Raw genomic sequence first — 11,354 nt, 5'->3', positions numbered from 1 at the left:
GGAGGGGCGGGTCCGGCGGGACGACAGGGCTTACCTTTACTCATCCAGTCCCGGGTGATTAAGGATTATTATTCGCTGGAAGACATCGGTGTACTCGTCATCTACATCAAGCCTGAACTGCTCGAGCAGGTATTTTGGGATGCGGCAACCCTGAAGCAGGGCGACATCCTTCTTGTGAACAAAGAGGGAAGCATTGTGTTTGATAAATCCGGAGAACGTATCGGGGAATACACGGAATTTCCTTTTTTACAGAACGGTTTCTCTCAAGGTAAAGGATACTACGTGGATGAATATTTGGGTGAGAAATCGCTCATCACCTATATGCCCTCACATCTTAAAAACTGGTATCTTGCCGCTATTACGCCGAACCGGCTGATCGCCTCCGAATCGGTATCGATTCGAAATATTGCCTTGATTTTGGGGGCATTATCGCTGCTGTCCGCGTTTTTGTTTGACCGTTTTTTCGTACGTCGGATGGTGCGGAGTATTATCAGCGCGGTAAACGGCATGAAGCGTGTGAAGCAGGGAGTTTTCTTTCCTATACCCTTGCAGCAGAAAGCGGAAGACGAGACCGACCTTCTCATCGACGGCTTCAACCGGATGAGCACCCAGATCAAGGAGTTACTGCAGCAGGTGGAGACCGAGCAGGGCCGTAAAAAAGAAGCGGAGCTTCAGGCCCTCGTTGCGCAGATTAATCCTCATTTTATTTACAATTCACTGGAGTCTATCAATTCGATGGCCGTGCTTGCAGGGAATAAGGATATCAGCAAAATGGTCATCTCCCTCGGTAAGCTGCTCCGCATCAGTATCAGTGAAAATCAGGAACTTATATCGCTCAGCATGGAGCTTGAGCATGTCCGGCATTATATGAATATTCAGAAATTCCGTTTTGAGGAACGGTTTGACTATGAGATCCATTTACCGGAGCACCTGAAGCATTATTTAACTCAAAAGCTTATTGTGCAGCCCATTGTAGAAAACGCTTTATACCATGCCATTGAACCGATGCAGGAAAGCGGGATGATCTCAATCCGCGTCAGCGAATCCGGTGAGGATCTGCTGATTGACGTTGCGGACAATGGACCGGGCTTCGACCCGCAGACGCTCTTGAAGCTGTGGCAGCAGGAACAAAGCCAGATGAAAAAATACCGTGAGAATGGTGTCGGATTGAAAAATGTACATGAGCGGCTGGTTCTTCGGTTCGGCAGTCGATACGGCATCATGATCTGCTCATCGGCCGGATATGGGACGACGATCCGGATCCGCATACCAAAGATTTTGTCATAAGGGAGGATCAGAATGAACTGGAGACGACTGGTGAATTGGGGATGGATCATTCTGTATGTCTGCCTCCTTGGAATAACGGTTATGTGGGCCCTGACGCAAAACCGGAGTCCGCTGGAAGAGGAGCAGGCCGAGAAAATCACCTTGAGCTTCCGCCATTTCTGGAACCGTGAGCATGACCGGCAGGTGCTTGAGATCGTAGAGAGCGTTGTTCGAAAATATCAGGAGACACATCCGAATATCAAGATTAACTTTGAGGGTGTAGACCAGACGAGCCATCGTGAGTTGAAGCTGAAAAGCGAGATGGTGACCGGGACACCGCCTGACATGTTTGTCTTGTTTGGAGGTGCGGAAATTGAACCTTATGTTCGCTCCAACAGGCTGATGGATTTAACGGAGTTCTTGGAGAGGAAGAGGCTGAAGTTGCAATTTCAAGACCTAAGCCTGTGGACGTTTGACGAAGGCATCTATGGTCTGCCATTAGAAGGTCATGCAGAGCCGCTTTATTATAATAAAACGATTTTTAATCGTCTGAATATTCCTCCTCCGGAAACGCTGGATCAATTAAACGAAGCGGTACGGGTATTAAAAGCGAACGGCATCATTCCTTTTGCACTGGGCAATGAGGAGCGCTGGCCGGCGGCCATATTCGCACAATATGTAATGGACCGTTATGCGGGCCCGGAGCTGATTCAGAAATTGGCATGGGGGGAAGAGCAAGTCAGCTTTCGGAACGCGGGGTATGAAGAGGCCTTACGCCAATTGGAGTTATGGATCAAAGAGGGCAGCTTCAGCCCCTCATCCAATACCCTGTCGACTGAGGAAGCGGTAAAGTTGTTTACGGAAGGAAAAGCGGCCATGTATTTGAATGGCAACTGGGATATCAACCTTTTTCGAAGTAAGGGCGGCAGTGTAAGGTTCCAGGAGGAGGTGGGGGTGATTCCATTTCCAGTCCTGACAGAGGGGGAGGGTCGCTCTATGGCAGGAGGTTATACCATTGGCATCGGCCTGTCATCCGATCTTAATGACTCCAAAAAAGCGGCAGCTCTGGAGCTGTTGGAGGATTTGTATACGGAAGAAGTTCAGACGCGGATCGTTTATGAAGGGCTTCGTATTCCTTCCATGAAAATTGATTATGATTCCAATCGCACAGGTCCAGTGTTTGCTCAAGTGATTCGCCTAATGGAGCAGAGTCCGTCCAGCTTTTTACCCTATGACAACGTCATTTCGCCGGAATTGAATAAAACCTTTCTAGAGGTGCTTGCAAATATGCTGGAGGGAAATATCGGGGCGGCAGAGGCTTTGGAACAAATTCAGAATTCCTCAGAGCGATATTGGAGGCTGAGGGACAATGCAGGTTCTGACGAAGCGGAGGGAAATGTGGAACATGGGAATGGATAAGGATAAGTACCGGGTTATTTTGGTGGATGACGAGCCGGTCATATTACGCAGCCTGAAAGTGGCGATTCCGTGGGAGGAGCTCTCCCTCTGTATTGCAGGAGAAGCGCGTAATGGCGAAGGAGCACTGGCTCTGGTCAATGAGACCCGGCCTCATATCATTATCAGTGATATCCGAATGCCCGGTATAGACGGGATCACGTTGATGAAAGAAGTGATGAACGAACATCCGCAGCTGCTGTTTATTTTTATCAGCGGTTACGGGGAGTTCGAATATGCCAGGGAGGCTCTGCGGGAAGGGGCCTTCGATTATCTGTTGAAGCCGATTGATCATGATGAGCTGACGGAAACGGTCAAACGGGCCACAACGGTTCTGCAAAAACAGGATGACAACGATAAGCTGCTGCACTCCATTCAGGTGCTGTCAATGCTGGCACGGGAACGCATGTTTACGGAAATTATTGAAGGCAGCCGAAGCTCTCTGCAGCATATGCAGTGGCTGGAGCAAAGCGAGCTGGATCAGGGATACTATATGGCCGTGCTTCAGCTGGATCAGTATATGAAGCTGGGCGGGCAGTGGGGCATGGAGGAGAAAAGGCTTTGGTTGTTTGCCATCCGCAATATTTTGGAGGAATGGTCGGTGCTGAATGGAGGTCTCACCGTATTTCCATTCCGCAGCGGAGAGTGGGTGCTGCTCTTTCCGGCATCAATGAAGGAAAAGCAGGAGCATCTCGGCCGGGAGGTCATCCGTCTGATCAAGGATAACACCAAACTGTCCGCATCAATCGGCTTCAGCATGAGCGCAGCGGGGATGGACCGGCTGGCAGAGCTGTATGAATCAGCCGTTGAAGCGCTGTATCAGCGGTTTTATGCGGGACCCGAAGGGGTTTATTTTGCAACTACATCAGCCGATACCAGAGAAGCCAAGTATCCAAAAGTGCTTGAAACGGCCATGCTGGAGAGCGTGCGAACGCTGAACCTGGGTAAAACTCAGGAGCTTTGGGATCAGCTCAAGGACTATTTTGAATGTCATAATCTTTCCAGGGATAATACGGAACGAATGCTGTCCCAGCTAATGGTGGTGCTGTACCGCCAGTTTGAACATTGGGGAGTCCTTCAGGAAGGAGATATGGAACAAACGCTTCAGGGCATTCAGGCTTCCTCCACGCTGCAGGATATGATGATCGTGCTCAAGACCAGTCTCAGCCGCTGGATGAAGGAATGCAGTCAGGGACATCAGCCGAAGGAACATGCCGATACCATTATAGGGAAAACGAAGGCGTATATATCCGGTCATTATCAGCAGGATCTAAGCATAGAAGCAGCAGCTGAAGCAGCCGGTCTCAGTATCAGCCATTTTTGCACGTTGTTTAAACAGGTGACCGGGTACACTTTTCTTGAATATTTAACGGAATACCGGATTGAAAAGGCGAAGTCTATCTTAAAAAATACGAGTGTCAAAGTATATCAGATCGCGCCGCTTGTCGGTTATCAGGACCCAAGATATTTTACTCAGGTTTTTAAAAAAATAACCGGCCGGACACCTACTGAATACAGGGAGGCTGTATTAAATTGACGAAGGCTGTTTAAGCGGGGTTGTTTCTCACTAAAAAACACACCCCCTCACGGGGTGTGCTGCGTAAGTAAGCAGCTCCGTGAGGGGGTGTGCTGGCATTGTTATTTTTTCTTATGTGTCAAACTACAGTGTGCGTTCGATTAAGAACGATTCTTTCTCATCGATCCCATAATCAGGCTCACGATAAATACAAGCACTACGGAACCGATCAATGCAGGGATAATGTAGAAGTCTCCAATTTCAGGGCCCCATGATCCAAGCAGCAATCCACCTAGCCATGCACCTACGAAACCGGCAATGATGTTACCAATAACGCCGCCAGGAATGTCTCGACCCATAATCAGGCCTGCGATCCATCCAATGATACCACCAATAATTAATGACCAAAGAAAACTCATGTTAATCACCTCGTAAAATAATTTATTTGTTTGTGCTTTACTATTAACCAAAGTAAGGATTTTTAAACCGTGCCTTGTTTTTAATACAATAAGTAAATCATCTCCATCTGCCAAAAAGGTCGATGAACTTTTGGGTTTATATACAAAGACGAAGTGAATTATTCATATTATTAATCAATTGACGAAAATGACTTTCGTGATATATATTGATATTGAAATCTGTTTTCTATGAATGATCGTTATAATAATTTCTTGAATACATGGGAGTGTCTTAAAGATGACAAAAGCACGCTTGGAAGCGCTTGGTTTAAGTAGTGGACTCATTGTTTCTTGTCAGGCCTTGGAGAACGAGCCGCTGCACAGCCCTTTTATTATGGGAAGAATGGCTGTAGCTGCACGTGAAGGCGGAGCTGTAGGAATACGAGCTAATTCTGCAGTGGACATTAAGGAAATTAAATCACTAGTAAATCTGCCTGTGATCGGGATTGTAAAAAGGGACTATCCGGATTCAAAAGTATATATTACGCCAACTATGAAAGAGATTGAGGAGTTGGTAAGTGCAGGATCGGATATTATAGCACTGGATGCGACTAAAGACATTCGCCCGGGTGGATTAGAGTTGCCGGAGCTGATCCGTCAGATTAAAGAGAAATACCCTGAACAGCTGCTCATGGCAGATATTTCAACGGTAGAAGAAGCGATGAAAGCGGAGAAGCTCGGTTTTGATTTAATTGGAACTACATTGATCGGGTATACCGAGCACACAGCAGGACAGAAGATGTATGATAATGATTTCGAACTGTTGAAGAGCGTTATTGCAGCTGTTCAAACACCTGTAATTGCGGAAGGGAATGTATTAACTCCGGAAATGGCAAAACGCTGTCTTGAGCTGGGCGTATATTGTGTGGTTGTCGGTGGTGCCATCACAAGACCACAACAAATTACCGAGAGATTCGTGAAACATATCCAGTCTTAGCTATAAATAAATACCAGGTTGAACAAAAACGGCTGCGCCTTCCATTAAGGGAGACTAAGCCGTTTTTATATGCTGATATATGTGCGGTTTAATTATTTTGGTGATCATCGTTTAAAGAATAATACAGCGTTTCGATTGTGTCCTGACGTTTTTTGAGCAGTGTCTTATCATTCAGCAGAAGCATGGACAGCACATCAAGGACATATATAATAGCCAGTTGGCTGTTAATGAATTGGGTATCACCCATTCGGTGCAGGCTTGGTGTGTATAAAGAAATATCCGAAACGTCAGTAAGGGACGTATGCTTATAGTTCGTGATGCTGATTGTGGCAGCACCGTTCTTTTTTCCGATCCGCATAGCTTCGATAATTTCGGAGGTTTGTCCGGAATTGGATAATCCAATGATCAGATCATTCTCATTCAATAGTGCTGCGCTCATAATCATCATATGGGAATCGGTCATAGCATCAATCGTGATGTTCATTCGCATAAGCCGGTATTTGAATTCCAGTGCTGATAATCCAGAGCTCCCAAGCCCGTATACCTGGACACGGTTCGCTTTTTTAATCTTCTGCACCACAAGCTCAAAGTCATCCTCGTGCATCATATCTGCCGTGGAATTAATGATTTCATTGTAAATATTCTGTATCTGTGTGAAGCTGTTGTGGTTCCCTGCAGGCTTGTCAGCCTCTCTGCTCAGCCGAATTTTGAAATCGACAAAGCTCTCACAGTGAATTTTTTTGCAGAATCGGGTGATCGTTGAGGTGGATGAATGTGTATGGTCAGCCAATTCACGTATGTTAATATTCTGTATAGAGCTTTTATGCTGGACGATATAGTCTGCGATTTCCTTCTCTTTCTGAGAGAGGGCGTGATATTGTAATTGAAGCTCGTCCAAAACACTTCGGTGCATCAACTTCACCTCTATAAATGAATTATTCGTATTCACTAATTATAGCGTTTCTTTATACGAAGTAAATCCGCATAGTTTTTTGAAAATAGGCCGATGATTGTTTATGATGGAATGATCTGCGGTAATGATAGGCAGCAATTTTGGGATATTTATTACATATTCGCTTCATGCTTAAAGGAGATGCATACTTTATGATTGCAAAATGGACAGAGACGATGACTGTACAATCGGATGCGGTTGACTATAAATCCAACATTCGCTGGTCTTCACTGCTTAATATCCTGCAGCGTGCTGCAGACGGGCATATTGAAGCATTGGGTGTCAGCAGAGAACAGATGGTGGAGCAAGGCATGGGGTGGATGCTCATTACATTGGAGGTGCAGATGACCTCCTTGCCGCGGTATACCGACACCATTGAGATTGCTACGTGGAGCAGGGGCTCTAAGGGCGCACTTTGGCATCGCGATTATCGTCTGTATAATGCTGAACATGAGGAGATCGGCGCAGCAAGTTCAGTGTGGGCTTTAGTGGACATACATAAACGAAAAATAATGAGACCTTCGGCTTTCCCTTATCCCGTGCCTGTTCATGAAGAGTCCGTAGGCATCTCTTTAGACAAGGCAATCATTCCGGAAGGAAGCAAGTTAGAGGATGTATATGTCCATACTGTTCGGTATAGCGGGCTTGACAGTAATGGTCACTTGAATAATGCACGTTATGCCGATTTATGCTGGGATACGTTGACCGAGGAAGAATTGGAGCACAAACACGTCACCCGTTTCAAGATTACTTATCATCATGAAGCCAGACGAAATGACGAGATGATGCTGCGGCGTTCTCAGGGGGAAGGAACAGAGGTATATATCCAGGGGGTATCTCCTAAAGGGACAAACTTTTTTGAGGCTGCTATTATTGAATAGTTTCTGCTTCATCCTTTGAAATTTTTGCTAGTGGGTATACTAATATAAGGGCGAAATTTCAAGGGTGAATGGAGGCATGTAAATATGAACGAACACAGTATGTTCAAGACAGGTGCCGTGGAGAAGGAAGAGGTTACTTCTGATATTCTCTCCTTGCGCACTGTGATGGTTAATGTACAGATGGTCGGTTCTCCAGCTGAAGGTGATTGGGTTCTTGTAGATACCGGCCTTGGAAAATTTGCGAATTCTATAGCAGCAACGGCGGAGGAACGATTTGGTCGTCCGCCAAAATGCATTGCTCTGACTCATGGGCATTTCGATCATGTTGGCAATGTGGAAGAGCTTGCGGACCGCTGGAACGTCCCGGTATACGCTCATCCGCTTGAAATGCCTTACCTGACAGGAAAAGCGGATTATCCGCCGGGTGACCCTTCCGTCGGGGGTGGGCTGATGGCCCGTGTTGCACCGATGTATCCCCATAAAGGAATAAATCTGGGTTCAAGAATCTATCCGCTTCCGGAAGACGGAACCGTTCCAGGGCTTCCGGAATGGCGGTGGATTCCTACCCCGGGCCACAGTCCCGGTCAGGTATCCTTGTTTCGTAATGAGGACGGGGCGCTCATTGCGGGAGATGCCGTTATTACGGTGAAGCAGGAATCGGCTCTGTCTGTAATGACTCAGGAGAAGGAGCTGCATGGCCCGCCAACCTATTTTACGCCGGATTGGGATGCAGCCAGGGAATCGGTCAGAAGGCTCGCAGCACTCAACCCGCAGATCGCAGTCACTGGGCACGGAGTGTCTATGTCAGGCAATGAGCTGGCAGATGCGCTTCAGATTTTGGCGCGGGACTTCGACCGATTGGCAGTGCCGGAGCAGGGACGTTACGTTAACGAGGACGATGATAAATAAGGCAAAATAGTACAAACATACAGGCTTCCATTGGCAAGCAGCCCTTTGGAAAGCCTGTTTTTTTGTGGATAAATAGAAGGGAGGGTATAATAGCAGTACAAGAGAAAGGGGAGGGCTATGAAAGCATTAGTATTGGCGGAGAAGCCGTCGGTTGCAAGAGAAATTGCACGGGTTATGGGGAGCCGCGAGAAGCATAAGAGTTATTTTGAAGGACCGAAGTATGTTGTTACTTGGGCGCTGGGACATTTGGTGGGACTGGCAGAGCCTGAAGATTATGATCATAAATATCAAACATGGGCCTTGGAGGATTTGCCGATCTTGCCGGACAAGATGAAGCACAAGGTACTGCGGGAGACAAGTCATCAATATAAGGCGGTGCAGGCGCTTCTTAAACGCAAGGATATCAGCGAAGTAATCGTTGCAACGGATGCGGCGCGTGAAGGAGAACTGCTTGCCCGCTGGATATTGAATATGGCGAAATGGAATAAACCGTTTAAGCGCTTGTGGATTTCTTCCCAGACGGATAAGGCGATTAAGGAAGGCTTTGCTGGTCTTAAGCCTGGCAGCCAGTTCGATCGATTATATGAATCCGCCCGCTGCCGGGCGGAGGCTGACTGGATGGTAGGGCTGAATGTGACTCGTGCTTTAACCTGCAAATTCAATGCCCAGTTATCGGCGGGGCGTGTTCAGACTCCAACGCTTGGCATGATTATGGAGCGGGAAAAGGAAATTACAAGCTTCCGTTCCCAGGAGTATGATACGATCAGCGTCGATTTAGGTTCATTTGAAGCTTCATGGCGTGCTTCCAGCGGGGATGGACGAATTTTTGATAAAGGTCAATCCGAGAAGCTGAAGCAGAAGCTGGACGGCCGAACAGGTGTGATTACGAGCGTTAAGAAAACTGAAAAGTCTGAGCCCCATCCGCTGGCGTACGATCTGACAGAACTGCAGCGCGATGCGAACCGGCGTTTCGGATTCTCGGCCAAACAAACGTCTAACGTATTGCAAAAGCTGTATGAACAGCACAAGCTCGTCACCTATCCGCGTACGGACAGCCGGTATCTTACCTCTGACATGGTCTCTACCTTGAAAGAACGCCTGGAGAGCGTTGCGGTTGGACCTTATGCTGCACTTGCCCGTCCGCTGCTCCGCAAGAGCCTGTCGCCTGGAAAACGGGTGGTGGACGACAGCAAGGTTACGGATCACCATGCGATTATTCCGACAGAAGAGACCGTACTGCTGAACAAGTTAAGTACAGATGAACGTAAGCTGTACGATTTGATCGTACGCCGGTTCATCAGCTTATTCTACCCGCCAGCGAAATATGATGCGGTATCGGTTACGGTTCAGATTGAGGGAGAGACCTTTAGTGCCAAGGGAACAACCGTGAAAGACAGCGGCTGGCGCGAGGTATATGGCGGCGATTTCGACGATGAGGGTGACGATGACAACCAGGATTCCAATGGTACAGGATCATCAGGGAAGCTGCTTCCGGAGCTTACTCAAGGAGAGAAGGTCACTGTTCGCCGCTGTATTGTAAAGCCAGGCCGGACTCAGCCGCCTAAACGTTACACTGAGGCAGCACTGTTATCCCAGATGGAGAAGCATGGCCTCGGAACACCGGCAACACGGGCGGACATTATTGAGAAGCTTGTAAGCTCCGATACCATCGAACGTCAGGGAGCTTCACTGCACCCAACGGGTAAAGGGAAGCAGCTGATTGACCTGGTCGCTCCGGCGCTGAGAACTCCCGAGCTTACAGCCCTCTGGGAAGCGGAGCTGGAGCGGATCGCGAAGGGTCAGGGCAAGGCAGATCCATTCCTTCGAGGCATTCGTGATATGACGAAGGAGCTGGTAGCTGGTGTCAAGGGAAGTGATGCGGAGTACAAGCCGCATAATGTATCGAACAGCCATTGTCCGGATTGCGGCACAAGACTGCTGGAGAAGAAGACAAAGCGAGGGAAGCTGCTCGTATGCCCGAGCGAGGATTGCGGCTACAAGCGTTCCGGTGAGAAGAGACTTTCCAACCGCCGCTGCCCACAGTGCCATAAGAAGATGGAGATGAAGGAAGGTAAAGCCGGGCTGTATGTGCAGTGTCTTGGCTGCGGAATTACCGAAACGCTGAACAAGGACAGCAAGCATGTTAATAAGCGTGAGGAACGAAAGCTGGTCCAGAAGTACAGCAAACAGGAATCCATAGGCTCCAATCTTGGAGAGCTTCTGAAAGCGGCTCTTGAGAAGAATAAATCTGAGTAGTCTGTCTAGTTCCTGGGGACCGAACGAATATCCCGGTACTTAGAATATAGGGCATAACCTTCCGTGGAATGGCTCATTCTACGAACAGGAGGTGATATGCCGTGCCGCATCATAAGGCAAGAAAAACTGAGAATCAGCAGAACAAATCAAGCATTTTGGAGGAGAGCAAGACGCTTAAGCCCAAAAAGGCTAACGATTATGTTCCGAGTCTGAATGAAATCTCCAAGCAGGAATCTTAAGACGTTCTAACACAGTATGCACGAACAGCAATGAGTCATTGTGTTGTAACAATGGCTCATTGTATTCATGAATTTATAATTTTATAATAAAAGTAGAAATATGGATGCCTGTCAAATGGAGAGATTTGACCGGGGATGGGAGGTGCGGATCAACTTGAGGACCGCGCTGTGTGTCTGGTTTATTTTTATAAATGCCATAGCCTATCTGGTTATGTCTGAGGACAAACGACGTGCCCGTCTAGGCAAAGACCGTGTACCGGAGAAGACATTATTTCTATTGGCAGCTGTCGGGGGTTCGCTGGGTGTATGGGTTGCTATGTACCGTAAAAGGCATAAAACACGACATTTGTCCTTTACGATAGGCGTGCCGTTACTCTTGTTTTTGAATGCTATTCTTTACGGATATTTATGGAAATGAGAAAAAACCACATAACGTATAATATGGAAAAATGATGCGCGGAGGATATCGTTTCATTCTAAAGGTA

Annotated in this window: 11 protein-coding genes; 9 read left to right on the top strand and 2 right to left on the bottom strand. The window is 47.5% G+C overall.

The window, feature by feature from the left end; translation table 11 throughout:
* From BN1234_RS05725 to BN1234_RS05715, 3 genes are all read left to right on the top strand, one after another.
* Nucleotides 1–1,287 (top strand): sensor histidine kinase (locus BN1234_RS05725; RefSeq protein ID WP_054955698.1); only part of this gene is annotated, 1,287 nt, incomplete at its 5' end.
* Nucleotides 1,288–1,299: 12 nt separating this feature from the next.
* Nucleotides 1,300–2,685 (top strand): ABC transporter substrate-binding protein, encoded by a 1,386-nt coding sequence (locus BN1234_RS05720; RefSeq protein ID WP_054955697.1) that lies wholly within the window; start codon nucleotides 1,300–1,302, stop codon nucleotides 2,683–2,685.
* Complete coding sequence (locus BN1234_RS05715; RefSeq protein WP_054955703.1) at nucleotides 2,672–4,258, top strand: response regulator; 1,587 nt, start codon at nucleotides 2,672–2,674, stop codon at nucleotides 4,256–4,258. Before BN1234_RS05720 ends, BN1234_RS05715 begins: the two co-directional genes overlap by 14 nt.
* Nucleotides 4,259–4,398: 140 nt before the next feature.
* On the opposite strand, the gene BN1234_RS05710 is transcribed toward BN1234_RS05715, so the two are convergent.
* A complete protein-coding gene (locus BN1234_RS05710) occupies nucleotides 4,399–4,656 on the bottom strand; it encodes a GlsB/YeaQ/YmgE family stress response membrane protein (protein WP_054955696.1) in 258 nt (85 codons plus the stop codon).
* A gap of 277 nt (nucleotides 4,657–4,933) precedes the next feature.
* On the opposite strand from BN1234_RS05710, the gene BN1234_RS05705 reads away from it, so the two are divergent.
* The gene (locus BN1234_RS05705; RefSeq protein ID WP_054955695.1) at nucleotides 4,934–5,632 is read left to right on the top strand and encodes an N-acetylmannosamine-6-phosphate 2-epimerase; all 699 of its coding nucleotides are present in this window, start codon (nucleotides 4,934–4,936) and stop codon (nucleotides 5,630–5,632) included.
* Nucleotides 5,633–5,720: 88 nt separating this feature from the next.
* On the opposite strand, the gene BN1234_RS05700 is transcribed toward BN1234_RS05705, so the two are convergent.
* On the bottom strand, nucleotides 5,721–6,545 hold the full coding sequence (locus BN1234_RS05700; RefSeq protein ID WP_054955694.1) for a MurR/RpiR family transcriptional regulator: 825 nt from the start codon (nucleotides 6,543–6,545) through the stop codon (nucleotides 5,721–5,723).
* Nucleotides 6,546–6,736: 191 nt separating this feature from the next.
* On the opposite strand from BN1234_RS05700, the gene BN1234_RS05695 reads away from it, so the two are divergent.
* From BN1234_RS05695 to BN1234_RS05680, 5 genes are all read left to right on the top strand, one after another.
* Nucleotides 6,737–7,465, top strand: coding sequence for an acyl-[acyl-carrier-protein] thioesterase (locus BN1234_RS05695; RefSeq protein WP_054955693.1), 729 nt, complete (start codon nucleotides 6,737–6,739; stop codon nucleotides 7,463–7,465).
* Nucleotides 7,466–7,549: 84 nt separating this feature from the next.
* On the top strand, nucleotides 7,550–8,374 hold the full coding sequence (locus BN1234_RS05690) for an MBL fold metallo-hydrolase (RefSeq protein WP_054955692.1): 825 nt from the start codon (nucleotides 7,550–7,552) through the stop codon (nucleotides 8,372–8,374).
* A gap of 117 nt (nucleotides 8,375–8,491) precedes the next feature.
* On the top strand, nucleotides 8,492–10,630 hold the full coding sequence (locus BN1234_RS05685) for a DNA topoisomerase III (RefSeq protein ID WP_054955691.1): 2,139 nt from the start codon (nucleotides 8,492–8,494) through the stop codon (nucleotides 10,628–10,630).
* A gap of 101 nt (nucleotides 10,631–10,731) precedes the next feature.
* Nucleotides 10,732–10,869 carry a hypothetical protein gene (locus BN1234_RS22455; RefSeq protein WP_170307991.1) on the top strand — a complete coding sequence of 46 codons (138 nt, stop codon included), beginning with the start codon at nucleotides 10,732–10,734 and terminating at the stop codon, nucleotides 10,867–10,869.
* A gap of 154 nt (nucleotides 10,870–11,023) precedes the next feature.
* On the top strand, nucleotides 11,024–11,287 hold the full coding sequence (locus tag BN1234_RS05680) for a DUF1294 domain-containing protein (protein WP_054955702.1): 264 nt from the start codon (nucleotides 11,024–11,026) through the stop codon (nucleotides 11,285–11,287).
* Nucleotides 11,288–11,354 lie beyond the last annotated feature (67 nt).

The sequence above is a fragment of the Paenibacillus dakarensis genome, assembly GCF_001373415.1.
Classification (GTDB): domain Bacteria; phylum Bacillota; class Bacilli; order Paenibacillales; family Paenibacillaceae; genus Paenibacillus_AQ; species Paenibacillus_AQ dakarensis.
This window is presented reverse-complemented; position numbering and strand designations above follow the sequence as displayed.

What these genes read in the sequence shown, in the direction of transcription:
- BN1234_RS05720 (WP_054955697.1), top strand. Translation starts at nt 1,300, where the DNA reads ATGAACTGGAGACGACTGGTGAATTGGGGATGGATCATTCTGTATGTC.
- BN1234_RS05685 (WP_054955691.1), top strand. Translation starts at nt 8,492, where the DNA reads ATGAAAGCATTAGTATTGGCGGAGAAGCCGTCGGTTGCAAGAGAAATT.
- BN1234_RS05690 (WP_054955692.1), top strand. Translation starts at nt 7,550, where the DNA reads ATGAACGAACACAGTATGTTCAAGACAGGTGCCGTGGAGAAGGAAGAG.
- BN1234_RS05705 (WP_054955695.1), top strand. Translation starts at nt 4,934, where the DNA reads ATGACAAAAGCACGCTTGGAAGCGCTTGGTTTAAGTAGTGGACTCATT.
- BN1234_RS05715 (WP_054955703.1), top strand. Translation starts at nt 2,672, where the DNA reads ATGGGAATGGATAAGGATAAGTACCGGGTTATTTTGGTGGATGACGAG.
- BN1234_RS05710 (WP_054955696.1), bottom strand. Translation starts at nt 4,656, where the DNA reads ATGAGTTTTCTTTGGTCATTAATTATTGGTGGTATCATTGGATGGATC.
- BN1234_RS05700 (WP_054955694.1), bottom strand. Translation starts at nt 6,545, where the DNA reads ATGCACCGAAGTGTTTTGGACGAGCTTCAATTACAATATCACGCCCTC.
- BN1234_RS05695 (WP_054955693.1), top strand. Translation starts at nt 6,737, where the DNA reads ATGATTGCAAAATGGACAGAGACGATGACTGTACAATCGGATGCGGTT.